The sequence below is a fragment of the Planomonospora sp. ID91781 genome, from assembly GCF_015711595.1.
Lineage (GTDB): Bacteria > Actinomycetota > Actinomycetes > Streptosporangiales > Streptosporangiaceae > Planomonospora > Planomonospora parontospora.
The window spans coordinates 3,983,333-4,006,010 of record NZ_JABTEY010000001.1; the positions used below are offsets into that span (position 1 = coordinate 3,983,333).

Annotated in this window: 22 protein-coding genes; 16 read left to right on the plus strand and 6 right to left on the minus strand. The window is 74.4% G+C overall.

The window, feature by feature from the left end; all coding sequences use genetic code 11:
- Positions 1–7: 7 nt before the first annotated feature.
- From HS048_RS18060 to HS048_RS18090, 7 genes are all read left to right on the plus strand, one after another.
- Positions 8–1,252 carry an RNA polymerase sigma factor gene (locus tag HS048_RS18060; protein WP_196467575.1) on the plus strand — a complete coding sequence of 415 codons (1,245 nt, stop codon included), beginning with the start codon at positions 8–10 and terminating at the stop codon, positions 1,250–1,252.
- 198 nt (positions 1,253–1,450) lie between these two features.
- Positions 1,451–2,848, plus strand: a complete 1,398-nt coding sequence (locus HS048_RS18065) for an NtaA/DmoA family FMN-dependent monooxygenase (RefSeq protein ID WP_196467576.1) — start codon at positions 1,451–1,453, stop codon at positions 2,846–2,848.
- Positions 2,845–4,023 carry an LLM class flavin-dependent oxidoreductase gene (locus HS048_RS18070; RefSeq protein WP_196467577.1) on the plus strand — a complete coding sequence of 393 codons (1,179 nt, stop codon included), beginning with the start codon at positions 2,845–2,847 and terminating at the stop codon, positions 4,021–4,023. The genes HS048_RS18065 and HS048_RS18070 overlap by 4 nt, the downstream gene beginning before the upstream one ends.
- On the plus strand, positions 4,020–4,475 hold the full coding sequence (locus HS048_RS18075; RefSeq protein WP_196467578.1) for an LLM class flavin-dependent oxidoreductase: 456 nt from the start codon (positions 4,020–4,022) through the stop codon (positions 4,473–4,475). Before HS048_RS18070 ends, HS048_RS18075 begins: the two co-directional genes overlap by 4 nt.
- Positions 4,472–5,665 (plus strand): MsnO8 family LLM class oxidoreductase, encoded by a 1,194-nt coding sequence (locus tag HS048_RS18080; protein ID WP_196467579.1) that lies wholly within the window; start codon positions 4,472–4,474, stop codon positions 5,663–5,665. The genes HS048_RS18075 and HS048_RS18080 overlap by 4 nt, the downstream gene beginning before the upstream one ends.
- Positions 5,666–5,753: 88 nt before the next feature.
- Positions 5,754–6,935, plus strand: a complete 1,182-nt coding sequence (locus HS048_RS18085; protein ID WP_196467580.1) for an SfnB family sulfur acquisition oxidoreductase — start codon at positions 5,754–5,756, stop codon at positions 6,933–6,935.
- Positions 6,935–8,077: an LLM class flavin-dependent oxidoreductase gene (locus HS048_RS18090; protein ID WP_196467581.1), complete on the plus strand. Its 1,143-nt coding sequence runs from the start codon at positions 6,935–6,937 to the stop codon at positions 8,075–8,077. The genes HS048_RS18085 and HS048_RS18090 overlap by 1 nt, the downstream gene beginning before the upstream one ends.
- A 146-nt stretch (positions 8,078–8,223) precedes the next feature.
- Here the strand turns inward: HS048_RS18090 and HS048_RS18095 are convergent, their stop codons facing one another.
- From HS048_RS18095 to HS048_RS18110, 5 genes are all read right to left on the minus strand, one after another.
- Positions 8,224–9,396 carry a multidrug effflux MFS transporter gene (locus HS048_RS18095; protein WP_196467582.1) on the minus strand — a complete coding sequence of 391 codons (1,173 nt, stop codon included), beginning with the start codon at positions 9,394–9,396 and terminating at the stop codon, positions 8,224–8,226.
- Positions 9,397–9,838: 442 nt separating this feature from the next.
- On the minus strand, positions 9,839–10,120 hold the full coding sequence (locus HS048_RS18100) for a metal-sensitive transcriptional regulator (RefSeq protein ID WP_196467583.1): 282 nt from the start codon (positions 10,118–10,120) through the stop codon (positions 9,839–9,841).
- A gap of 200 nt (positions 10,121–10,320) precedes the next feature.
- The gene (locus HS048_RS18105; RefSeq protein ID WP_307832530.1) at positions 10,321–10,998 is read right to left on the minus strand and encodes an MFS transporter; all 678 of its coding nucleotides are present in this window, start codon (positions 10,996–10,998) and stop codon (positions 10,321–10,323) included.
- Complete coding sequence (locus HS048_RS37265; RefSeq protein WP_230880871.1) at positions 10,983–11,156, minus strand: hypothetical protein; 174 nt, start codon at positions 11,154–11,156, stop codon at positions 10,983–10,985. The genes HS048_RS18105 and HS048_RS37265 overlap by 16 nt, the downstream gene beginning before the upstream one ends.
- Positions 11,157–11,298: 142 nt before the next feature.
- Complete coding sequence (locus tag HS048_RS18110; RefSeq protein WP_196467584.1) at positions 11,299–11,580, minus strand: heavy-metal-associated domain-containing protein; 282 nt, start codon at positions 11,578–11,580, stop codon at positions 11,299–11,301.
- Positions 11,581–11,987: 407 nt separating this feature from the next.
- Here HS048_RS18110 and HS048_RS18115 point away from each other — a divergent pair, with 407 nt between their 5' ends.
- Together HS048_RS18115 and HS048_RS18120 are read left to right on the plus strand one after the other, a co-directional pair.
- Positions 11,988–13,583, plus strand: coding sequence for an FAD-dependent oxidoreductase (locus HS048_RS18115; RefSeq protein WP_196467585.1), 1,596 nt, complete (start codon positions 11,988–11,990; stop codon positions 13,581–13,583).
- Positions 13,580–13,924: a ferredoxin family protein gene (locus HS048_RS18120; protein WP_196467586.1), complete on the plus strand. Its 345-nt coding sequence runs from the start codon at positions 13,580–13,582 to the stop codon at positions 13,922–13,924. Before HS048_RS18115 ends, HS048_RS18120 begins: the two co-directional genes overlap by 4 nt.
- 58 nt (positions 13,925–13,982) lie before the next feature.
- Here the strand turns inward: HS048_RS18120 and HS048_RS18125 are convergent, their stop codons facing one another.
- On the minus strand, positions 13,983–14,519 hold the full coding sequence (locus HS048_RS18125) for a hemerythrin domain-containing protein (protein WP_196467587.1): 537 nt from the start codon (positions 14,517–14,519) through the stop codon (positions 13,983–13,985).
- Between the two features lie 287 nt (positions 14,520–14,806).
- Between HS048_RS18125 and HS048_RS18130 the strand changes: the two genes are divergently transcribed.
- From HS048_RS18130 to HS048_RS18160, 7 genes are all read left to right on the plus strand, one after another.
- On the plus strand, positions 14,807–15,604 hold the full coding sequence (locus HS048_RS18130) for a GntR family transcriptional regulator (protein WP_068901654.1): 798 nt from the start codon (positions 14,807–14,809) through the stop codon (positions 15,602–15,604).
- Complete coding sequence (locus HS048_RS18135; protein WP_196467588.1) at positions 15,595–15,822, plus strand: ferredoxin family protein; 228 nt, start codon at positions 15,595–15,597, stop codon at positions 15,820–15,822. The genes HS048_RS18130 and HS048_RS18135 overlap by 10 nt, the downstream gene beginning before the upstream one ends.
- Before the next feature lie 14 nt (positions 15,823–15,836).
- Positions 15,837–17,285 (plus strand): ABC transporter substrate-binding protein, encoded by a 1,449-nt coding sequence (locus HS048_RS18140; protein ID WP_068901650.1) that lies wholly within the window; start codon positions 15,837–15,839, stop codon positions 17,283–17,285.
- Positions 17,285–18,052, plus strand: coding sequence for an ABC transporter permease (locus HS048_RS18145; protein WP_068901648.1), 768 nt, complete (start codon positions 17,285–17,287; stop codon positions 18,050–18,052). Before HS048_RS18140 ends, HS048_RS18145 begins: the two co-directional genes overlap by 1 nt.
- Positions 18,049–18,834 (plus strand): ABC transporter ATP-binding protein, encoded by a 786-nt coding sequence (locus HS048_RS18150; RefSeq protein WP_196467589.1) that lies wholly within the window; start codon positions 18,049–18,051, stop codon positions 18,832–18,834. The genes HS048_RS18145 and HS048_RS18150 overlap by 4 nt, the downstream gene beginning before the upstream one ends.
- Positions 18,835–18,842: 8 nt before the next feature.
- A complete protein-coding gene (locus tag HS048_RS18155) occupies positions 18,843–21,500 on the plus strand; it encodes a fumarate reductase/succinate dehydrogenase flavoprotein subunit (protein WP_196467590.1) in 2,658 nt (885 codons plus the stop codon).
- A gap of 154 nt (positions 21,501–21,654) precedes the next feature.
- Complete coding sequence (locus tag HS048_RS18160; protein WP_230880872.1) at positions 21,655–22,641, plus strand: hypothetical protein; 987 nt, start codon at positions 21,655–21,657, stop codon at positions 22,639–22,641.
- Positions 22,642–22,678 lie beyond the last annotated feature (37 nt).

Consider the following 22,678-nt stretch of genomic DNA (forward strand, 5'->3'; position numbering starts at 1 on the left):
CCCCGCCGTGCCCGATTCCGAGGTCGAGGACCTGCTGCGCCCGCTGGCGCCGCAGGTCCTCGGCGCGCTGGTACGGCGCTACGGGCACTTCGACACCGCCGAGGACGCGGTGCAGGAGGCGCTCCTGGCGGCCGCCGTGCAGTGGCCCCGGGAGGGCGTCCCCGGCAACCCCCGGGGGTGGCTGATCACGGTCGCCTCGCGCCGGCTGACCGACCTGCTCCGCAGCGAGCAGGCCCGGCGGAACCGCGAGGACGCCGTCACCCGGTGGACGCCTCCCGGCGGACGGACGGCGCCCGCCGCCGACCGGCCGCCCTCGGAGGGCGACGACACGCTGATCCTGCTGTTCATGTGCTGCCACCCCGCGCTCTCCCCGGCGTCGCAGATCGCGCTCACCCTGCGGGCGGTCGGCGGCCTGTCCACCGCGGAGGCCGCCCGCGCGTTCCTGGTGCCGGAGGCGACCATGACCCGGCGGATCAGCAGGGCCAAGCAGCGGATCAGGGACAGCGGCGCACCCTTCCGGATGCCCTTGCCCGGGGAGCGCGCCGAGCGGCTCGGCGCGGTGCTCCACGTGCTCTACCTGGTCTTCAACGAGGGCTACACCAGCACGTCGGGACCGGACCTGTACCGCGTCGAGCTCTCGGCGGAGGCGATCCGGCTGACCCGCACGGTCCACCGGCTGCTGCCCGGAGACGGCGAGGTGGCGGGGCTGCTCGCGCTGATGCTGCTCACCGACGCGCGGCGGCCGGCGCGCACCGGGCCGGACGGCGGGCTGGTCCCGATGGCCGAGCAGGACCGGACCAGGTGGGACGCCGGGGCCGTCGCCGAGGGCGTGGCCCTCATCACCGCGGCCCTCCCCCGGGGACCGGTCGGCCCCTACCAGCTCCAGGCGGCGATCGCCGCGGTCCACGCGGAGGCGCCGAGCGCCGCGGAGACCGACTGGCCGCAGATCGCGGCGCTGTACGAGCTGCTGATGCGGGTCTCCGGCGGTCCCGTCGTGGCGCTGAACCAGGCCGTGGCGGTGGCGATGGCCCGCGGCCCGCACGCGGGGCTGGACCTGGTCGAGAAGCTCGGGACGGACGAGCGGATCGCCGGGGACCACCGGCTGCACGCGGTCCGCGCGCACCTGCTGGAGGAGGCCGGCGACCGCGCGGCGGCGTACGAGGCCTACCTGGAGGCGGCCCGGCGGGCGACCGGCCTGGCCCAGCAGCGCTACCTGCACGCCCGCGCGGCCCGGCTGACCGGCGGGCACTGAGCCGCCCGCCGTCCCGGTGACCCGCCGCGGGTGTTCCCGGGGAGGTGTTGACATAAAAACCCCATTTACCTACCGTAAGTATAGGTAAATGGATGTCGGGGGAGGGCCCGGGACCGCGGAGAGGGCGAGCGGCTCCGCGGTCCCGGACCGTTCCCGCTCCCCGAGGATCCCGTGCCCCCGAGCCGAGGAGCGTTCCCGATGCCGACACCAGCGGGCGGCCCCCGCAAGCAGGTCCACCTGGCGGCGCACTTCCCGGGCGTCAACAACACCACCGTCTGGGCCGACCCCCGGTCGGAGAGCCAGATCGACTTCTCCTCCTTCGTCCACCTGGCGCGGACCGCCGAGCGCGGCCGGTTCGACTTCTTCTTCCTGGCCGAGGGCCTCCGGCTCCGTGAGCACAAGGGGCGCATCCACGATCTGGACGTCGTCGGCCGCCCCGAGTCGCTGACCGTGCTGTCGGCGCTGGCCGCCGTCACCGAGCGGCTGGGGCTGGCCGCCACGGTCAACGCCACCTTCAACGAGCCCTACGAGCTGGCCAGGCGCCTGGCGACCCTCGACCACCTCAGCGAGGGCCGGGCCGCGTGGAACGTGGTGACCACCTCCGACGCCTTCACCGGTGAGAACTTCCGGCGCGGAGGCTTCCTCGACCGGGCCGACCGCTACACGCGGGCCGCGGAGTTCGTGGAGGTCTCCCGTGCGTTGTGGGACTCCTGGCGGTCCGACGCGATCGCCGCCGACCAGGACGGCGGCGTGTTCGCCCGGCCGGAGAGGATCGGGGAGGTCCGGCACTCCGGCCGCCACTTCACCGTCGAGGGGCACTTCACCGTGCCGCGCTCCCCGCAGGGGCACCCGGTGATCATCCAGGCGGGGGACTCGGACGAGGGCCGGGAGTTCGCCGCCTCGGCCGCCGACGTCATCTTCAGCCGCCACGGCACGCTGGAGGACGGCCGGGCCTTCTACGCCGACGTCAAGCGGCGCCTGGCGCGGTACGACCGTGCGCACCGCGACCTGAAGATCATGCCGGCCGCGACGTTCGCGCTCGGCGACACCGACGCCGAGGCGGCCGAGAAGGCCGCCGAGATCCGCCGGCTCCAGGTCGGGCCGCAGACCGCGATCGCCTTCCTGGAGCAGATCTGGGGCCGGGACCTGTCCGGCTGCGACCCGGAGGGGCCGCTGCCCGACGTCGAGCCCGTACCCGATCGGGACGTGTCCGAGGGCAGGGTACGGCTCGCCGACCGGGCCGCGGTCGCCGCGAAGTGGCGGGCGGTGGCCGAGGAGAAGAACCTGACCGTCCGCGAACTCGTCATCGAGATGACCGGCCGCCAGTCGTTCGTCGGCTCCCCGACCTCGGTGGCCCGGCAGATCGACGAGTTCGTGCAGGCCGGCGCCGCCGACGGCTTCGTCCTCGTGCCGCACCTGACCCCGGGCGGCCTGGACGACTTCGTGGACACCGTGGTCCCGCTGCTGCAGGAGCGCGGTGTGTTCCGCACCGAGTACACCGGCCGGACCCTCCGCGATCACCTCGGCCTCGCCGCGCCGCGCGCCGCCGTCCCGGGTGTCCCGGTGGCCCCGGCCTCACTGGGAGAAGCGTCATGACCCGACCCCTGCACCTGGCCGTCGCCCTCGACGGGGCGGGCTGGCACCCGGCGGCCTGGCGCCAGGTGACGGCCAGGCCCGAGAAGCTCTTCACCGCCCGCTACTGGGCCGGGCTCGTCGCCGAGGCCGAGCGCGGGCTGCTGGACTTCGTCAGCATCGAGGACTCCCTCGCGCTGCAGACGAGCCTGCCCGACGCCGTGGACGACAGGTCCGACCAGGTCCGCGGCCGGTTCGACGCGGTGCTCCTGGCGGCCCGGCTCGCCCCGCTCACCAGGAACATCGGGCTCGTCCCCACCGCCACCACCACCCACACCGAGCCGTTCCACGTCGCGATCGGCATCGCCACCCTGGACCATGTCAGCGGGGGCCGGGCGGGCTGGCGGCCGAGGGTCTCCGCCCGGCGGGCGGAGGCCGCGAACTTCGGGCGCCGCGAGGTCCCCGAGCTCGACCCGGCCGCCCCGGACGGGGAGCTCCTCGCCGAGCTGTTCGAGGAGGCGGCCGACGCGGTGGAGGCGGCCCGCCGCCTCTGGGACAGCTGGGAGGACGACGCCGAGATCCGGGACGCGGCCACCGGCCGCTTCATCGACCGCGGCAAGGTGCACTACACCGACTTCACCGGCCGCGGGTTCTCGGTGCGGGGACCGTCGATCACTCCCCGGCCGCCCCAGGGGCAGCCGGTCGTCACCGTGCTCGACCACGGATCGTCCGCCGTGCCGTACGAGTTGCCCGCCCGCTCGGCCGACGTGGTCCACGTGACCCCGCGCGATCGCGACCACGCCGCGGCGATCGTCCGGCAGGTCCGGGCCGCCCCCCGCGTGGGGGAGCCGCTGAAGGTCTTCGCCGATCTGGTCGTCTTCCTGGGCGGCGACGCGGCGGCCCGCAAGGCGCGCCTCGACGAACTGGACGGGAGCGAGTTCACCTCCGACGCCGCCGTGTTCACCGGCACCCCGGAGGAATTGGCCGACCTGCTGCTGGACTGGCGGGCGGCCGGGATCGACGGCTACCGGCTGCGGCCCGGCAGCCTGCCGTACGATCTCAAGGCCGTCACCCGCGGCCTGACCCCGGCGCTGCGCAGGCGCGGCGCCTTCCGCGGCGCCTACGAGGCGGGCACACTGCGCGGGCTGCTCGGCCTGCCCCGTTCGGAGAACCGGTACGCCGGGGCGGTGACCGCGTGAGGTTCCTGGCCATCGCCCTCATCGCGCACGGCCCCGATCCGGTCGCCGGCAGGACGAAGCCCACCACCGAGCGGTTCCGCGAGGTCGTCGCGGACGCGGTCCTCGCCGAGGAGCTCGGCTTCGACGGGTTCGGCGTCGGCGAGCGGCACGAACGGCCCTTCATCTCCTCCTCCCCACCGGTGGTGCTCAGCCACATCGCCGCGCGGACCTCCGAGATCAGGCTGTTCGCCGCCGCCACCACGCTCAGCCTGCTCGACCCGGTGCGGGCCTTCGGGGGCTACGCCGAACTGGTCGACCACTACCGGGAGCGCTGGGCGCACTACGGCCACGATCCCGCCGATGGCCTGACCGGGGTCCAGCACCGCGGGGCGCTGGAGCCGTTCCAGGCCGAGATCGCCCTCGTGCTGCGCAAGGAGATCCCCAGCCGGCCGTTCCCCGGAAGGACGCCATGACCGTTCCGCTCTCGATCCTCGACCTCTCGCCCGTCCCCGACGGCGGCACCGTGCCGGACGCCCTGCGCAACACCCTCGACCTGGCCAGGCGGGCGGAGGAGTACGGGTACCACCGCTACTGGCTGGCCGAGCACCACTTCGCCGCCGGGGTGGCGAGCTCGGCGCCGGCCGTGCTCATCGCCCTGGTGGCGGCCGCGACGAACCGGATCAGGGTGGGCTCCGGAGCCGTGCAGCTCGGCCACCAGACGCCGCTGGCCGTGGTGGAGCAGTTCGGCCTCGTCGACGCGCTGCACCCGGGCCGGATCGATCTCGGCCTGGGCCGCTCCGGACAACGCCGGGCGGAGGAGGCCGGGAAGGCGGTTCCGGAGCAGCGCAGGCGGGGCGGCCCGGCAGGCCCCGGCCCGGCAGGCCCCGGCCCGGGCGGCACCGGTTCCGCGGCCGGGCGGGAGAGGGAGGCCCGGGTCGTCGACGGCCTGCTCATCCCGCCCCCGTTCGACTACTCCGTGCTCGTGTCCTCCCCCCGGCTGGCCTTCCAGGCCTCGCTGCTACAGCAGCCGGGGGCGGGGACCCCCGACTTCGCCGACCAGGTCGACGACATCGCCGCCTTCCTGAACGGGACCTACCGCTCGCCCGACGGGCTGCCCGTGCACGCCGTACCGGGAGAGGGCGCCGGCGTCGAGCTGTGGATCCTGGGCAGCAGCGGCGGCCAGAGCGCACAGGTCGCGGGGGAGCGGGGCCTGCCGTTCGCTGCGAACTACCACGTCAGCCCGTCCGGTGTGCTGGAGGCCGTGGAGACCTACCGGGAGGCGTTCAAGCCCTCGGAGACGCTGGCGGAGCCGTACGTGATCGTCTCCGCGGACGCGGTCGTGGCCGAGGACGACGCCGCCGCGCGGGAGCTGGCCAAGCCGTACGGACTGTGGGTGCGCAGCATCCGCAGCGGGCAGGGCGCCATCCCGTACCCCACCCCGGAGCAGGCCGATGCCCACTCCTGGAGTGAGGAGGACCGGGCACTGGTCGCCGACCGCCTCGACACGCGATTCGTCGGCTCGCCGGAGACGGTGGCCGGCGGGCTGGACGTGCTCCGGCGCGTCACGGGAACCGACGAACTGCTGGTCACCACCGTCACCCACGCGCACGCCGACCGGGTGCGCTCCTACGAGCTGCTGGCCCTGGCATGGCACGGGAGGTGACGCCCGCGGAGACCCCGGCCGCCGGGGCCCCGCTGCGCGCCGTGCCCTCCTGCGCCTCCCCGGCCCGCGCACCGGAACGGGTTCCGGCATGACCCACGTGATCGGCTCCGACGCCGAGGCCCTCGACGTCGCCGGGAAGCTGTCCCAGCACATCGCCGAGGAGGCCGCCGACCGGGACACCGCGCGGCGGCCGCCCCGCGCCGAACTCGACCTGATCTCCGGCAGCGGGCTGCTCGGCATCACCGTGCCCGCGCGGTACGGCGGCGCCGGCGCCGGCGCCGCGACCGTCGCCGAGGTGTTCCGGCTCCTGGCCATGGGCGACCCCAACCTCGCGCAGATCCCGCAGAGCCACTTCGTCTACGTCAACGTGCTCAAGCAGCAGGGGGACGCCGCCCAGCGGGAGTTCTTCTTCGGCGAGGTGCTGACCGGGAAGCGGTTCGGCAACGCCCAGTCGGAGGCGGGAACCAGGCATGTGCAGGACTACCGCACGCGCCTGCGCGCCGACGGCGCCGGAGACTACGTGCTCACCGGTGAGAAGCACTACAGCACCGGGGCGCTGTTCGCCGACTGGATCCCGGTGCTCGCGCTCGCCGACGACGGGCTCCCGTACGTGGCCTACGTGCCCGGTGGCGCACCCGGCGTCGAGATCGTCGACGACTGGGCCGGCATGGGCCAGCGCCTGACGGCCAGCGGCACCGTCCGGCTGACGGACGTGCGGGTGCCCGCCGGGCACGTCGTTCCCCACCACCTGACCTTCACCGGTCCCCAGCTGCACGGCGCATACGCTCAGCTGCTGCACGCGGCCATCGACGTCGGCATCGCCGGAGCCGCCCTGCGTGACGCGGCGGACTTCGTCCGCACCCGGTCCCGGCCGTGGTTCGAGAGCGGGTACGGCACGGCGACCGAGGATCCCCTGCTCATCCAGCGCTTCGGCGAGCTGACCGTCCGGCTCAGGGCTGCCGAGACGCTGCTGGCCGAAGCGGGGCGGGCCGTCGACGCGGCCCGGGCCGACCTCACCGAGGACAGCGCCGCCGCGGCGTCGATCGCGGTGGCCGTGGCCAAGGCGCACGCCGACGGGACCGCGATCGAGCTTGCCGACGCGGTGTTCGAGGTCTCCGGCACCCGCTCCAGCCTCGAGGCCCTCAACCTGCACCGGCACTGGCGCAACGCTCGGACCCACACGCTGCATGACCCGGTGCGCTGGAAGATCCAGCACATCGGCCGGTACACGCTCAACGGCACCCACCCGCCGCGACACGGAGTGATCTGATGGAATTCCACTGGTTCCTGCCCACCAACGGCGACAGCCGTCACATCGTCGGAGGCGGCCACGGTGTGCAGGCCGGCGCCGCCGGAGGAGACCGCCCGCCGACGCGGAGCTATCTGGGCCAGATCGCCCGGGCGGCCGAGGACCTCGGCTTCGCCGGCGCGCTCACCCCGACCGGTGCCTGGTGCGAGGACGCCTGGCTGACCACGGCGTTCCTGGTGGAGGCCACCCGGCGGCTGAAGTTCCTCGTCGCCTTCCGGCCCGGGTTCGTCAGCCCGACGCTGGCCGCCCAGATGGCGGCCACCTACCAGTGGCACTCGGAGGGCCGTCTGCTGCTCAACGTCGTCACCGGAGGCGAGTCCCACGAGCAGCGCGCCTACGGAGACTTCCTCGGCAAGGACGCCCGCTACGCGCGCACGGACGAATTCCTGCACATCGTGCGGGAACTGTGGCGGGGCGGCCCGGTCTCCCATTCCGGCGCCCATCTGACGGTGGAGGACGCCAGACTCGCCCGGGTGCCGGACCCGGTCCCGCCGCTGTACTTCGGTGGCTCGTCCCCGGCCGCCGGGCCGGTCGCAGCCCGCCACTGCGATGTCTACCTGACTTGGGGCGAGCCCCCGGCCGCGGTGGCGGAGAAGATCGAGTGGATCCGGGGCCTGGCCGCGGCCGAAGGCCGGACGCTCAGGTTCGGCATCCGGCTGCACGTCATCACCCGCGACACCGCCGCCGAGGCGTGGGCGCAGGCGGCGCGGCTGCTGGACGGCGCCGACCCCGCGACCGTCGAGCGGGTCCAGGCCGGCCTGCGGCGCAGCGAGTCCGAGGGGCAGCGCCGCATGCGGGAGCTGCACGGCGGCTCCCGCGACGGGCTGGAGGTGGCGCCCAACCTCTGGGCGGGCGTCGGCCTGGTGCGCGGTGGCGCGGGCACGGCCCTGGTCGGCGGCCATGAGGAGGTCGCCGACCGGATCGCCGAGTACCACGGGCTCGGCATCGACGAGTTCGTCCTGTCGGGCTATCCGCACCTGGAGGAGGCGTACTGGTTCGGGGAGGGGGTCCTGCCGCTGCTCGAACGGCGCGGCCTGTGGACGCATCCGAACCGCACCGTCGCCGCGCCGCCCCCGGTCCTGGTCCCCTTCGGCGCTTCCTGATCTCCGCGCTCCCCGGCCCCGGTCCCGCAGGCGGCGCCGGGGCCGGCCGTATCCGGTCGGGTCGGGAGAGACCCGTCCGGGACGCACCCGCCCGGCGCGCCGCCGGCCTCCGCGCCCGGCTCTTCCCCGCACCCCGGTCTTCCTCCTCAACCGCCTGCGCGGTTCCCTCCGCGCATGAGCAGGGTTCCGGCCAGGCATCCCGCCAGGCCAAGGACCGCGACGACGGCGGCGAGCGGCGTCAGGGAGCCGGTGCCGAAGGCGCCCGCGACCGGGCCGGTGATCCCGCCCGCGGTCCACTGCGCCAGTCCGAAGAGGGACGAGGCGCTCCCCGCGCGGGAGCTGGGCTGGCTGGACATGGCGATGGTCAGCGCCATGGGGTAGACCAGACCCGTCCCGGAGGTCATCAGGAACAGGGCGGCCGTCACGACGGGCAGCCCGAGGCCGGCGAGGGCCGCGGTGAGCAGCAGCGCCCCGGCGGCGCCGGACAGGGTCAGCCCAGCCGCGAGCAGCCGGTGCATCGAGACGCGCCCGGCCAGCCGGCCGGCCAGCTGGCCGCAGGCGATCATTCCGATCGAGTTCACGCCGAACAGCAGGCTGAAGCCCTGCGGGGAGAGCGCGTACACCTCCTGCAGGACGAAGGAGCCGGTGGAGACGTAGCAGAACATCGCGCCGCTGGCGAAGGCCGCGGTGAGCGTGGGGGCGAGGAACGCCCGGTGCCCGAGCACCCGGGCGAGCGGCCGCAGGACCGCGCCGGGAGCGCTCCCGGTCCGCAGGTGCCTTGGGTGCGTCTCGGGCAGGGCGAGCAGCGCGGCGAGCCAGAGCAGCCCGCCGGCCCCCGCGAGAACCCCGAACAGGCCCGGCCACGGCGTGACCCGGAGCAGTTCCGCCCCGAGCAGCGGCGCCAGCAGCGGGACCAGCCCGGTCACCAGCATCAGCATGCTGAAGAACCTGGCCGCCTCGGTCCCGCCGTACAGGTCGCGGACGACCGCCTTGGTCAGGGCGACGCCGGTGGCGGCGGTCAGCCCCTGCAGCAGGCGGAGCGCGACGAGGAACTCGATGGACGGGGCCGTCGCGCACAGCACGGACACCGCGCAGAAGGCCGCGAACCCGATGAGCAGCGGGCGCCTGCGGCCGAACGCGTCGCTGAGCGGCCCGACGACCACCTGCCCGGCTCCGAGGCCCACCATGAACGCGGTGAGCGAGAGCTGGGCGGCGGAGGCGCTCACGCCCAGGTCCGCGGCGAGCCGGGGGAGCGCCGGCAGATAGAGGTCGATGGCGAGCGGACCGATCGAGGTCAGCGCGCCGAGCAGGACGGACATCGCGGTGCGTCCATGCGGGAGTGCGGCCGGCGGCGCGGGCCTGAGCACGGCGGCGGATCCGCGGGCCTCCCTCCCCGTCACGGGGTCCGCGCCCGGGAGGCGCTGGTGTGCAGGTTCATGTTCTCTTTCCGGATCGATGGCCTCGGCGGCCGTGGGCACCCGCTCCGTACGGCGTGCCCGCCCGCGGGAAGGGCTCCTCCCGACGGCGGGGGAGCCCTTCGGCCCCCGGATCGGAGGACCGCCACTGTGCGGGTGCGGGGCGGAGCGCGCCCGCCTGCCGCCGGGGCGGCTGGAGGAGGTGGCGGAGGCGCGCTGCCGCCCGCGTTCCCGACTCTGGCCAATATTTCCCTATAAGTCAATAGGGAATACATGAATTCATCGCGTGCGGAGGCTGCGGCGTGCGGTCCCGGCTCTCCGTCAGGGGCTTCCGCCGGTCGAGCGGTCAGGAGCGCACCAAGCGGGCGATGGCGTCGGAGGCCTCCTTGACCTTGGCCTCGGCCTCGGCGCCGCCCCTGGCGGTGGTGTCGGCCACGCAGTGCGCCATGTGCTCCTCCAGCAGGGTCAGGGCGAAGGACTGCAGCGCCCGGTTGGCGGCCGCCACCTGGGTGAGGATGTCGATGCAGTACTGGTCCTCGTCGACCATTCGCTGCAGGCCGCGCACCTGGCCCTCGATCCGGCGCAGCCGCTTGAGGTGGTTCTGCCTGTCGTGGCTGTATCCCGCCATGTCCCCGCCTCCGGTCGTTCGCGTCTCATCCTACGGAGCACCTTACCCCCCTAAGGTATTCCGGTACTGCGGCCCGGGTTCCCGGTCACCTGGTCGCCCGGTGCCCGGACCGCCGCGTGCCCACCATCACAGCCCTTGGCGGGATCGTGATGACGGGCACCTGCGGCCCGGCCGAGCGGCGTCTCCGCCTCCGGGCCGGATCAGACGCGTACCGCTTCCTGCTCCGGGTCCGCCTCGGTGGTCACCGGCTCGGGGCGGCGCATGAGCAGCAGGGTCAGGACGGCGCCGGCCGCCGCGACGCTCCCGGCGCCGATGAAGGCGGCCTGGAAGCCGTTGGTGAGCCGGGACACGCCGCCCGCCTCGGCTGCGCCCCGCGAGGTGGCGATCGCGGTCATGACCGCCAGGCCGAGCGCGGGACCGACCTGGTAGGTGGTGTTGACGATGCCGGAGGCCAGCCCGCTGTCCTCGGGGCGCGCCCCGGACAGGGCCGACATCATCGCCGGGATGTAGGCCAGCGACATGCCCACCGCCGCCACCAGGGAGGCGGGCAGCACGTCGGAGACGAACGCCCCGTCGGGGCGCACCGGCGACAGGCCCGCCGCCCCGGCGGCCAGCACCAGCAGGCCACCCGTGACGAGCGGCTTGGCGCCGAGGCGGCCGAGCAGCCGGGCGGTGATACCGATCATGAAGATCATGATGGCGACGGTCGTCGGCAGCAGCGCCGCGCCGCCGGCGAAGGCGCCGTAGCCGAGGACCTGCTGCAGGTTGAGGAAGTACCACATCGGGATCCACGCCGCGCCCAGCAGCGCCATGGCCAGGTTGGCCACCGCCAGGCCCGGGGTCCTCCAGATGGCGAGCGGCATCAACGGCTCGCGCACGCTGCGAAGACCCACTGCAGGCCACCGAGGGAGAAGCCGAGGTCGCGCTGCATGTCGGGCAGGGCGACGCCGATGATGGAGGTGTCCATGATGACCATGAACTGCGCGGCGGCGAGCACGATGAGTGCCTGCCACCTGCGGGGATCGACGGCGTTCATGCCGTACTCCTGGTTTCTCGCCTCCGTGCCGCGGATGGCAGGATGCGTCGTAGGGGGTTGGGTGTGATTCAGAGTCGGACCGGCCCCGCGGGTGGGCGTGCATGCCAGTGCACGCCCACCGCCTCTTTGCCGGGCCCGGTCGTCAGGACGCGGTCACCGGCGTCGCGTCGGCCAGGGTGTAGCCGGCCCGCTCCACCGCTTGGCGGATCTGCTCGTCGGAGAAGCCCGCGCCGTTGACGGTGACCGCGCCGGTGGGCAGGTCCACCGCGACGCCGCTCACGCCGGGGACCCCGCCGATCTCGGCGGAGACCGACGAGACGCAGTGGCCGCAGGTCATGCCGGTGACCGTGTAGACGGTGCCCTCACTGTTCTCCGCCCGCGCGGCGGTGGCGTCGGTGGTGCTGCAGGAGCATGCGGTGCACATGGGTGCATCCCTTCTCTGTTTACCCCTGGGGGGTATCCGTTCACGTGTCCGCAACATACCCCCTATGGGTTCCATTCCTCAAGTGGGCGCGCCATCCGGAACCGCCGGAGTCGGCCGGGGAGCCAGGGCGCTCGAAAGCGGCCTGGTTCCGTGCCGTGCCGACATGCGCGGGTGGAAGCGCTGACGACCGGAAACGTGATGCGGGACATTTTCCATGTAAAACCAGTAGGAAAAATTGACTTAGTGCCGGGCGGGACGTAGCGTCGGGGATGCGATCCAGGGACGGCGCCCGGACCGGTCCGGCCGGTTCGCCGTCGCTGGGCGGCAGGCCGTCCGGCCGGGCTCGCGTCCCCCGGCCGGACGGCCCGCCCCGCGAGGACGGTCCGGTGAACCCGTGAGGAGCGGTCATGGCAGAACTCGATCTCACAGCCGACGTGCTGGTCGCCGGTGGCGGTCCCGCCGGCGCCTGGGCCGCGGTCAAGGCCGCCGAGGCCGGAGCCGACGTGATCCTGGCCGACAAGGGCTACCTGGGCACCAGCGGCGCGACCGCCGCGGCGGGCACCGGCGTCTGGTACGTCCGGCCCGATCCGGCGGCCCGCGAGCAGGCCATGGCCTCCCGGGAGGGGCTGGGCGGCTACCTGGCCGACCGGGGCTGGATGGCCCGGGTCCTGGACCAGACCTACGCCAACATGAACGAGCTGGCGGAGGTGAGCCGCTACCCCTTCCCGGTCGGCGAGGACGGCCGGCAGATCCGGCGCGGCCTGCAGGGACCGGAGTACATGCGCCGCATGCGCCTGCGCGTCCGGCGCGCGGGGGTGCGCGTCCTTGACCACAGCCCGGTCACCGAGCTGCTCGTCGACGCCGAGGGCGCCGTCGCCGGCGCCGCCGGGCACCGCAGGCGGCACGGCCACGGCTACCGGGTGCGGGCGGGCGCGGTGGTGCTGGCGACGGGCGGCTGCGCGTTCCTGAGCAAGGCCCTCGGCTGCGACGTCGACACCGGCGACGGCGCGCTGTTCGCCGCCGAGGCCGGGGCCGAGATGTCCGGGATGGAGTTCTCCAACGCCTACGCCATCGCCCCCGAGTTCACCTCGGTGACCAAGACGGCCTTCTACTCCTTCGCCACCTTCTACCACGCCGACGGCGGCGTCCTGGAGGGCGCGGGCAGCACGGCCGGCCGCTCGGTGATCGCCCGCGCGCTGCTGTCGGAGCCCGTGCTCTGCCGCATCGACCGCGCCGACGAGGGGGTACGGCAGGCGATGCGGCTGGCCCAGCCCAACTTCTTCCTGCCCTTCGACCGTCAGGGCATCGACCCCTTCACCGAGCTGTTCCCGATCACGCTGCTCGCCGAGGGGACCGTCCGCGGCACCGGCGGGATCCGCCTGGCCGGACCCGACTGCTCGACCTCCGTCCCCGGCCTGTACGCCGCGGGCGACGCCGCGACCAGGGAGCCCATCTGCGGCGGGTTCACCGGCGGCGGCAGCCACAACGCGGCCTGGGCCATGTCGTCGGGCACCTGGGCGGGGGTGGCGGCCGCCCGCCACGCCCGCGCGGCGGGCGCCCGGCCGGCGGGCCGGGAGCTGCGCGGAACCGGGGGAGCGGGGCTGCGGCCGTTGTCCGGCGGGCGGCAGCCGTACCGGGAGGTGATCGAGGCCGTCCAGCGGGAGGTCCTGCCGTACGACAAGAACTACCTGCGGCACGGGGAGAGGCTGGCGCCCGCGCTGGCGGCGCTCGACCAGGTCTGGGAACAGGCCCGCCGGTCGCTGCACGCCGACGGGGCCGACGTCGCGCGCGCCCGCTCCGCGGCGGCGATGGCCGCGCACGCGCGCTGGATGTACGCCTCCGCGCTGGCCAGGACCGAGAGCCGCGGCATGCACAAGCGCGAGGACTTCCCGCACGCCGACCCCGGCCAGCACCACCGGATCGTCTCGGGCGGGCTGGACGAGGTGTGGACGGCGCCCGAGCCGGAGTTCGCGCCGGAGCGCGCGGCGGCGGTGGCGTCGTGATCGAACTGGTCTCCCGTGCGCGCTGCATCGCCTGCGACAAGTGCGTCGAGGTCTGCCCGACCGGCGTCTTCGACACGGGGGAGGACGGCGTGCCCGTGATCGTCCGGCAGGCCGACTGCCAGACCTGCTTCATGTGCGAGGCGTACTGCCCGGCCGACGCGCTGTTCGTGGCCCCGCGGGCGCACCCGCTGCCGGAGCCGCCCGACGAGACCGCCCTCGCGGAGAGCGGGCTGCTCGGCGGCTACCGCAGGCAGATCGGCTGGGGGCACGGCCGCACGCCGGGCGCCCGGCTGGCCGTCGGCCCGGCCCTGCCCGGATCCGCCGGGGCCATCGTCTCCTGAGCCTCACGCCGGGTCGCGCTCCCGGCCGGGCGGCCGCCGTCCCTCCCGGTGCGGGACCTCACCGGGAGGGAGCCGCGGGTCCGTCCTCGTCGTCGATCAGCAGGAAGGCGGGCCGGTTCTCACGCCACTCGGGCACGTCCATCGAGTTGAGCACGGAGATCAGTTTCTTCTCCTCGTAGATGAAGTGCGTCTGCATGACCGCCGACAACGCCGTCACCTCCTCGCGCACCCTGGCGGCCGCGGCCGGGTCGGGTTCATCCGGGAGGGACTCGATCAGTCTCCGCAGGTTCCCCATCAGCCAGTCCAGCTGGTTGTGGTCCGTGCGCAGGTCGGAGAGCACCTTGCGCAGCTCGGGGTACTCCTCGGCGATCGCGGGGAACGCACCCCTGTCCTCGCCGGTGTGGTGGCGCGTCAGCGCCGTGCAGAAGGACAGGCAGTGGGCGCGCAGGTCCCGCGGGGGAAGCCCCTTGCCGTCGAAGTAGTCGTCGATGCCGTCCTGGAGGTCCTCCAGCATCTCGCGGAGCCAGAGGTGCACCTCGAGCAACTGCGTGCCCAGGGCGGTGAGGCGGCTGCCGGCCTCGGAACGTGCATCCATGCGCTTCCTTCGGGTGGGGTGGTTCCGCCCAGTGTCCCCGAAGCCGCTGAAGACGGCGAATTCCCTCCGAAGGGGACGCACCGGTTCGGCGAAGGGGGCTGAGCGGGCTGCGCCGCCGTCGCGTGCGGGCGAATCCGCCGGCGGGTCTCCGCGCCGGCGCGGAGCAGCGGCAGGTCGGAGGCCCGCCGACGGTCTCCCGGGTGGCGTAATCCGGCCGTTATACGATTATCCCTATCGGTTGAGTAGGGTAATGCCCGTCATCAGGTCGGCGGACGCCGGAGGCGGGCATGGAGAAGACGGGCACGGAGAAGGCGGCGGTCGCACCCGCCGCGACCGGCGCGCGGCGGCCACGGGCCGACCGCGCCCGGCAGGTCGCCGACCTGCTGCGCAGGGAGATCCTGTACGGCGGGCTCGGCACGGGCCGGCTGCCGCTGGAGGCGGCGCTCGCCCGCGAGTTCGGCACCTCGCGCAACACCGTGCGCCAGGCGCTGGACCTGCTGCGCGAGGAGAGACTCGTCGAACGCTGCCCCGGGATCGGCACCACGGTCGCGGCGGAGAAGTACCCGCACGGCCTGCAGCGGCTGCTCGGCCTGGCCGAGACGCTCCACGAGCACGGCCGGGTGGGCAACGAGGTCCGCACCATGGGCCTCATCGAGCCGCCCGCCGCGGTCGCCCGCCGGCTCGGGCTCGCCGCCGGGGAGCAGGTCGTCTACCTCGAACGGCTCCGCCGCCTGAACGGCCTGCCGCTCTCGCTCGACCTGACCTACCTCGTCCGCGACGTCGGTGAGCCGCTGTTCGACGCCGATCTCGAGGGCAACGACGTCTTCGTGCTGCTCGAGCGGATCGCCGGACAGCCGCTCGGCACCGCGGAGCTGACCCTGGAGGCCGTCAACGCCGACGCGCACACCGCCGCCGTGCTCGACGCCCCGCGCGGCGCCGCCCTGCTGATGGTCGAGCGCCTCACGCACCTGGCGGACGGGCGCCCGGTCGACCTGGAGTTCGTCCGCTTCCGCGGCGACCGCCTGGCCATGCGCGGCCACCTGCGCCGCGACTCCGACGACCCCGAGGAGGGCGCATGCCCCTGATCAACCAGCGCGTCGAGGTCCCGGTGACCATCGACGAGGCCCTGTGCATCGACGGCTGCACGCTCTGCGTCGAGGCCTGCCCGCTCGACTCGCTCGCGATCAGCGACGAGACGGGCAAGGCCTACATGCACGTCGACGAGTGCTGGTACTGCGGCCCGTGCGCGGCCCGCTGCCCCACCGGCGCCGTCACCATCGACATCCCCTACCTGCTGCGATGAAGGATCCTGCGAAGATGAGTCCCTTCCGTGCGGCGGCCGCGGCCGCCCTGCTGCTGGCCGTCGCGGGCTGCTCGGTCGCCGGAGCCGCGCGCGACGGCGGTGGCGACGCCGCCGGGAAGATCCGGGTGGTCGTCGGCTACCAGTCCAAGACGATCAACACGGTCACCGCGGGCACGCTGCTGCGCTCGCTCGGCTACCTGGAGAAGCGGCTCGGCGAGAAGTACGCCGTCGAGTGGCAGGACCACGACACCGGCGCGCCGATCACCGCCAAGATGGTCGCCGGGAAGATCGACATCGGCTCGATGGGCGACTACCCGCTGCTGATCAACGCCTCCCGGACCCAGGGCATCGAGTCGGCCCGCACCGAACTGGTCTCCATCACCGGCTACAACCTGCGCGGCGCGCTCAACATGGTCGTCGTCGCCAAGGACTCCGAGGCGAGGACCCTGGCCGACCTCAAAGGGACGAAGATCTCCGCCAGCGTCGGCTCGGCCGGGCACGGCACCCTGGTCCAGGCGCTGGAGAAGGCCGGGATCGACCCGGTGGACGGCGTCGAGACCGTCAACCAGCAGCCCCCGGTCGGCGCGTCCGCGCTGGAGGCCGGCACAGTGCAGGGGTACGCGCAGTTCGTCGCCTGGCCCGGCCTGCTGGTCTTCCAGGACAAGGCCCGCCTGCTGTACGACGGCGCGGCCCTGGACGTGCCGACCTTCCACGGCGTCGTGCTGCGCAAGGCGTACGCCGCGGAGCACCCCGAGGTCGTGGACGCGTTCCTCAAGGCGCAGATCGACGCCACCCGCCACCTGCACGAGCACCCGCTGCAGGCCGCCGAGTCGGTCGCGGAGGAGACCGGGCTCCCGGCGGAGGTGGTCTACCTCTACAACGGCCCCGGCGGCATCTCCACCTTCGACGTCACCCTCAAACCCCGGCTCAGGGCCGCCCACGAGCACGACGTGCCCTACCTCGAGCGCATCGGCGACGGCTTCACCCGGGTGGACGTCTCCCGGTTCGTCAACGACTCCTACCTGCGCAGGGCGTACGGCCCGGCCTACGACGCCGACCTCGCCTCCACCGCCAACCCCGCCCGGATCACCGGCACCGACCCGGTCTGCGCGGTCCCCGTGGACGACCCCGCCACCGCCTCCGAGCTCTGGCTCACCGGCGAGACGGCCACCCGGCCCGCGGCGACGCCCACCTGCCTGCTCCGCCAGGTCGCCGCGGCGGAGGACGCGAAGACCGCGATCCGCGCCGCCTACGTCCCCGACACCGCCACCGGGACCCGCTGGTTCGCCGACCGGTCCGTCTGGGTCGAGGACCCGGACGCGCCGGGGAACGCCCGCCTGCTGCCCTTCACCACCGAGGACGGGGCCAGGGCCTACCTCGGCGCCCACCCGGACGCCGAGACCGTCTCCTACGGCGAGGCCCTGAAGGCGGCCGTGCGGGCCGCCGGCGAGGAGGGCGCGTGATGGCCGGCACCCGGGCGGTCTCCCTGCTGGCGGCGGCCGGGCTCTGGCAGGCGCTCACCGCGGCCGACGCCCGCCTCTGGCTCAGGTTCGACCGCCTGCCCACGCTCGGCGAGATCGCCGAGCGGTTCGCCGGGCAGCTCGCGACCCCGGTCTACTACCTCGACCTGCTGCAGAGCCTCATCCGCATCCTCACCGGCTTCGGCCTCGCCGCGGCGGCCGGGATCACCGCGGGCGTCCTGGTCGCCCGCTCCCGGCGGGCCGGGGACGTGCTGCTGCCGCTGCTGGAGGCGGTCCGGCCGATCCCCGCCATCGCCCTGGTGCCGATCGCGATCCTGCTCTTCCCCACCGACGAGCAGGGCATCGTCTTCATCACCTTCACCGCGGCCTTCTTCCCGGTCATGGTCAGCACCCGGCACGCCGTGCGGGCGCTGCCGACGCTGTGGGAGGACGCGGTCAGGACGCTCGGCGGGAGCCGCCGCCACGTGCTGTGGAACGTCGTGCTGCCCGGCACCCTGCCGGGCGTGTTCGGCGGGCTCTCGGTCGGCATGGGCGTGGCGTGGATCTGCGTGATCTCCGCCGAGATGATCTCCGGTGAGTTCGGGGTCGGCTACCGGACCTGGCACGCCTACACGGTCGTCGACTACCCCGGCGTGATCGTCGGCATGGTCACCATCGGCGTCCTCGGCTGGCTGACCTCGGCCGCCATCGAACTGGTCGGGCGGCGGGCCACCCGCTGGCTGCCCCGCGCGGAAGGGAGCAGGGCATGACGCCGGTAGCGGAGAGCACCGCCGGTGCCGCCCCCGCGGACGGGGCCCGGCGCGAGGGCGGCACCGGCCTGGCCTTCCGGGTGGAGGGCGCGGTCCTCGGCTACGGCAGGGAGGCGGTGCTGCGCGGCGTCGAGCTGGACGTGGCCCCGGGCGAGGTCCTGGTCGTCGTCGGCGCCTCGGGGTCGGGCAAGTCCACGCTGCTGCGCGCGCTGGCGGGGCTGCTCCCGCCGGGCGAGGGGCGGATCCTCGCCGACGGAGCGCAGGTCACCGGGCCCTCGGCGGACCGCGCGATGGTCTTCCAGGACGACGGGCTGCTGCCGTGGCGCTCGGTCCGGCGCAACGTCGAGCTGCCGCTGCGCATCCGCGGCGTGCCCCGCCGCGAGCGCGCCCGGGCCGCCGGGGAGTGGATCGAGCGGGTCGGGCTGGGCGGGTTCGCCGGGCACCTGCCCCGCGAGCTGTCCGGCGGCATGCGCCAGCGGGTGCAGCTGGCCCGCGCCCTGGTCGGCGCTCCGCGCGCGGTGCTGATGGACGAGCCGTTCGGCGCGCTGGACGCGCAGACCCGCGCAGGGATGCAGCGCCTGCTGCTGGACGTGCTGCGCGACACCTCGGCGACGGTCGTGTTCGTCACCCACGACGTGGACGAGGCCCTGCTGCTGGCCGACCGCGTCGCGGTGCTGGGCCGTACCGGGGTCCGCGCCGTGCTGGAGACGCCGCGCGGCGCCGGCGAGGAGGCCGGGACCGGCCGGGCCGACCTGCGTGAACGCATTCTGAAGGAGCTGTAGGAGCCGTGATGGAGATCCCCCCGGTCGAGGACCGCCTCGAACTGGACTGCGAGGTGCTCGTCATCGGTGGCGGGACCGCCGGCACGATGGCCGCGATCACCGCCGCCGAGCGCGGAGCGAGGGTGCTGCTGCTGGAGAAGGCCCACGTACGGCACAGCGGCGCGCTGGCCATGGGCATGGACGGCGTCAACAACGCCGTGATCCCCGGCAAGGCCAGCCCCGAGGACTACGTCGCCGAGATCACCCGGGCCAACGACGGGATCGTCAACCAGAGGACGGTCTACCAGACCGCCACCCGCGGCCACGAGATGGTCCGCAGGCTGGAGCGCTACGGGGTGAAGTTCGAGAAGGACGAGTACGGGGAGTACGCGGTCCGCCGCGTGCACCGCTCCGGCAGCTACGTGCTGCCGATGCCCGAGGGCAAGGACGTCAAGAAGGTCCTCTACCGGGTGCTGCGCCGCCGCGAGATCCGGGAGCGGGTCCGGATCGAGAACCGGTTCATGCCGGTCCGCGTGCTGACCGACGGCGGCCGGGCGGTCGGCGCGGCCGGGTTCGACACGCGCAGCGGGCGGTTCGTCACCGTGCGGGCCGGGGCGGTGATCCTGGCCACCGGCGCGTGCGGGCGGCTCGGCCTGCCGGCCAGCGGCTACCTCTACGGCACCTACGAGAACCCGGCCAACGCCGGTGACGGCTACGCCATGGCCTACCACGCCGGCGCCGAGCTCAGCGGCATCGAGTGCTTCCAGATCAACCCGCTGATCAAGGACTACAACGGCCCGGCCTGCGCCTACGTGGCCAACCCGTTCGGCGGCTACCAGGTCAACAACCGGGGCGAGCGGTTCGTCGACTCCGACTACTGGTCGGGCCAGATGATGTCCGAGGTGGCAGCCGAGATCGCCTCCGCCCGCGGGCCGATCTACCTCAAGCTCTCCCACCTGCCCGACGAGACCGTCGGCGCGGTGGAGGAGATCCTGCACTCCACCGAGCGGCCCACCCGCGGCACCTTCCACGCCGGGCGCGGCCACGACTACCGCACCCACGACGTGGAGATGCACATCTCCGAGATCGGCCTGTGCGGCGGGCACTCGGCCTCGGGCGTGTGGGTGGACGAGAACGGCGCCACGACCGTCCCCGGCCTGTACGCGGCCGGCGACCTGGCCTGCGTCCCGCACAACTACATGATCGGCGCGTTCGTCTTCGGGGACCTCGCCGGGGCGCACGCCGCGGCCCACCACGAGGTGCCGGTCACGCTGCCGGAGGACCAGGTCGCCGCCGCCCACGAGCTCGTCTACCGCCCGCTGCGCAACCCCGGCGGGCCGCCGCAGCCGCAGGTCGAGTACAAGTTGCGGCGCTTCGTCAACGACTACGTCGCCCCGCCCAAGACCGGGGCCAAGCTGGAGATCGCGCTGGAGTCCTTCGAGCGCATGCGTGAGGAGATCGCGCAGATGGGCGGGCGCACCCCGCACGAGCTGATGCGCTGCGCCGAGGTCGACTTCATCCGCGACTGCGCCGAGATGGCCGCCCGCTCCTCGCTGGTGCGGACCGAGAGCCGCTGGGGCCTGTACCACGAGCGGGCCGACCTGCCCGCGCGCGACGACGCCTCCTGGCTGTTCCACCTGAATCTGCGCAGGCGGCCCGACGGGGCGATGGAGTTCGTCAAGCGGCCGGTCGAGCCGTACCTGGTGCCGGTGGAGGAGTTCCAGCCGGTCGCGGCCGAGCCGGTGCTCGTCGGCGCCCACACGACCGCCGCGGTACGGCGCGCGGCGGAGTCGCGTACCGGCCGGACGGCGGTCGGGCGCTCACCGCGGATCCTGGAGCTGCACCGGCTCGCCGAGGAGCAGCCGTCCCTGGACCTGCTCGCCCCCTACCTCGCCGACCCCGACCCCAAGGTGCGCAGGGCGGCGATCGCCGCGCTCACCGAGACCGTGCCGGAGGGTGCGGGCGGGGCGCTGGCCGCCGCGCTCGACGACGGCCACGGCACCGTGCGGCGGGCCGCGGCGAGCGGCCTGCGGGAGCTGGTCGAGGTGCTGCCCGCCACCCCGGAGCTCGGCGCGGCCCTGGCCGGACGGGCGGGGAGCCCGGACGCCGCGGTCCGCGGCACCGTCCTGGACGTGCTGCGCGCGCTGCGACTGGGGACGCCGGAGACCTTCGCCGAGGGCACCCGGGACGCCGACCACCGGGTGCGCATCGAGGCGATCCGGGGGCTGGTCTCGCTCGACGAGTCCGGCCTGGTGGCCGCGGCGGCGGGCGACGCCTCCCGGGAGGTCCGCGTCCAGGCGGCCCGGGGCCTGGGGGTGATCGGCAAGCCCTCGGAGGCGCTGGCGGAACTCGCCGGCGATCCCGACCCGCTGGTCAGGGCGGCGGCGCTGGAGTCCTCCGGGGCGACCGGCTCCCCGCTGGCGTCCGAGGCCGTACGGGCGCTGGAGGATCCCGCCTGGCAGGTGCGGGTCGGCGCGGCCCGGTGCCTGGGGGCGGCCGGTCCCGAGGCCGGGGCCGGTCCGCTGGTCGCGGCGCTGTCCGACGGCAACCTCGACGTGCGCAAGGCGGCCGTGCTCGCGCTGGGCGCGTGGGCGGAGCGGCCGGAGGTCGCCCGGGCGCTGCGTACGGCCCTGTCCGACGCCGACGCCGACGTCCGGGCCCACGCCCGCCGGGCGCTGCCCGGCTGAGACCGGGCGCCGCCCGGCCGGACACGCAGGGCCGCCGCGCCGTTTCTCCATCAGATTCCCTACTAAGCCGACTAGGCTTTGGGGTAATGGCGCGGCGGCCTCCGGCGTACGCGTCAAGAACCGTCGACGCCGCGACCAGGAATGGTGAATCCCCATGAGCGCCAGCGCAACGCCGCCTACCGTCGGGACCGTGCAGATCGAGGAGACGGATCCCAGGATCACCGCGCTGCTCCCGGAGCCCGGGCGCTCCGTGGCGGCCGTGGCCCCGCAGGAGGCGGGGGAGGGCCACTGGGCCGGCGCTCCCAGCGCGGTGGCGGGGGACGACGGGCTGATCCACCTGGCCTACCGGTTGCGCAGGCCGCCGGGGGAGGGGCGCGGTCACGCCGTCGTGGTCGCCCGGTCGCGAGACGGGGTGCGGTTCGAGACCCTGCTGACGATCACCCGCGAGGAGATGGACACCGAGTCCCTGGAGCGGCCGGCGCTGGTGCGCACCGAGGACGGCCGCTGGCGGCTGTACCTCAGCTGCGCCACGCACGGGACCAAGCACTGGCGGGTCGAGGTGCTGGAGGCGGACGACCCGGCCCGGTTCGACCCGCGCGAGCGCAGGGTGGTCCTGCCCGGCGACCCCAAGACCGGGGTGAAGGACCCGGTGATCGTCCGCCGGGGCGGGGTGTGGCACCTGTGGGCGTCCTGCCACCCCCTGGCGGACCCCGACGAGGCCGACCGGATGGTGACCGCCTACGCCACCAGCGGCGACGGCCTGGAGTGGACCTGGCACGGGACGGCGCTGAGCGGCACTCCCGGCGCGTGGGACGCGCGCGGCACCAGGGTGACGGTGGTGCGCTTCACCGGCGACCTCGTCCTGGCCTTCTACGACGGCAGGGCGAGCGCCGCGGAGAACTACGAGGAGCGGACCGGTGTGGCGGTCGGCACCGACCCGGCGGCGCTGGCCCCGGTCGGGCAGACCCCCGCCGCGTTCTCCCCGCACCGCGGCGGGGGCCTGCGCTACCTCGACGCCGTCGACCTGCCGGACGGCGGCCTGCGGCTCTACTACGAGTGCACCCGCGCCGACGGCGCCCACGAGCTGCGCACCGAGCTGCGCGCCGGGCTGCGCACCGGACCCGGCGCCGGCCTCCGCTGACGGGCCCGGCCGGCGGTCCCGGGCGGCCGGCCCGGCC

What these genes read in the sequence shown, in the direction of transcription:
- HS048_RS18160 (WP_230880872.1), top strand. Translation starts at nt 21,655, where the DNA reads ATGAGCGCCAGCGCAACGCCGCCTACCGTCGGGACCGTGCAGATCGAG.
- HS048_RS18065 (WP_196467576.1), top strand. Translation starts at nt 1,451, where the DNA reads ATGCCGACACCAGCGGGCGGCCCCCGCAAGCAGGTCCACCTGGCGGCG.
- HS048_RS18090 (WP_196467581.1), top strand. Translation starts at nt 6,935, where the DNA reads ATGGAATTCCACTGGTTCCTGCCCACCAACGGCGACAGCCGTCACATC.
- HS048_RS18145 (WP_068901648.1), top strand. Translation starts at nt 17,285, where the DNA reads ATGGCCGGCACCCGGGCGGTCTCCCTGCTGGCGGCGGCCGGGCTCTGG.
- HS048_RS18100 (WP_196467583.1), bottom strand. Translation starts at nt 10,120, where the DNA reads ATGGCGGGATACAGCCACGACAGGCAGAACCACCTCAAGCGGCTGCGC.
- HS048_RS18125 (WP_196467587.1), bottom strand. Translation starts at nt 14,519, where the DNA reads ATGGATGCACGTTCCGAGGCCGGCAGCCGCCTCACCGCCCTGGGCACG.
- HS048_RS18135 (WP_196467588.1), top strand. Translation starts at nt 15,595, where the DNA reads ATGCCCCTGATCAACCAGCGCGTCGAGGTCCCGGTGACCATCGACGAG.
- HS048_RS18130 (WP_068901654.1), top strand. Translation starts at nt 14,807, where the DNA reads ATGGAGAAGACGGGCACGGAGAAGGCGGCGGTCGCACCCGCCGCGACC.
- HS048_RS18110 (WP_196467584.1), bottom strand. Translation starts at nt 11,580, where the DNA reads ATGTGCACCGCATGCTCCTGCAGCACCACCGACGCCACCGCCGCGCGG.
- HS048_RS18080 (WP_196467579.1), top strand. Translation starts at nt 4,472, where the DNA reads ATGACCGTTCCGCTCTCGATCCTCGACCTCTCGCCCGTCCCCGACGGC.
- HS048_RS18115 (WP_196467585.1), top strand. Translation starts at nt 11,988, where the DNA reads ATGGCAGAACTCGATCTCACAGCCGACGTGCTGGTCGCCGGTGGCGGT.
- HS048_RS18140 (WP_068901650.1), top strand. Translation starts at nt 15,837, where the DNA reads ATGAGTCCCTTCCGTGCGGCGGCCGCGGCCGCCCTGCTGCTGGCCGTC.
- HS048_RS18070 (WP_196467577.1), top strand. Translation starts at nt 2,845, where the DNA reads ATGACCCGACCCCTGCACCTGGCCGTCGCCCTCGACGGGGCGGGCTGG.
- HS048_RS18150 (WP_196467589.1), top strand. Translation starts at nt 18,049, where the DNA reads ATGACGCCGGTAGCGGAGAGCACCGCCGGTGCCGCCCCCGCGGACGGG.
- HS048_RS18155 (WP_196467590.1), top strand. Translation starts at nt 18,843, where the DNA reads ATGGAGATCCCCCCGGTCGAGGACCGCCTCGAACTGGACTGCGAGGTG.
- HS048_RS18095 (WP_196467582.1), bottom strand. Translation starts at nt 9,396, where the DNA reads ATGTCCGTCCTGCTCGGCGCGCTGACCTCGATCGGTCCGCTCGCCATC.
- HS048_RS18085 (WP_196467580.1), top strand. Translation starts at nt 5,754, where the DNA reads ATGACCCACGTGATCGGCTCCGACGCCGAGGCCCTCGACGTCGCCGGG.
- HS048_RS37265 (WP_230880871.1), bottom strand. Translation starts at nt 11,156, where the DNA reads ATGAACGCCGTCGATCCCCGCAGGTGGCAGGCACTCATCGTGCTCGCC.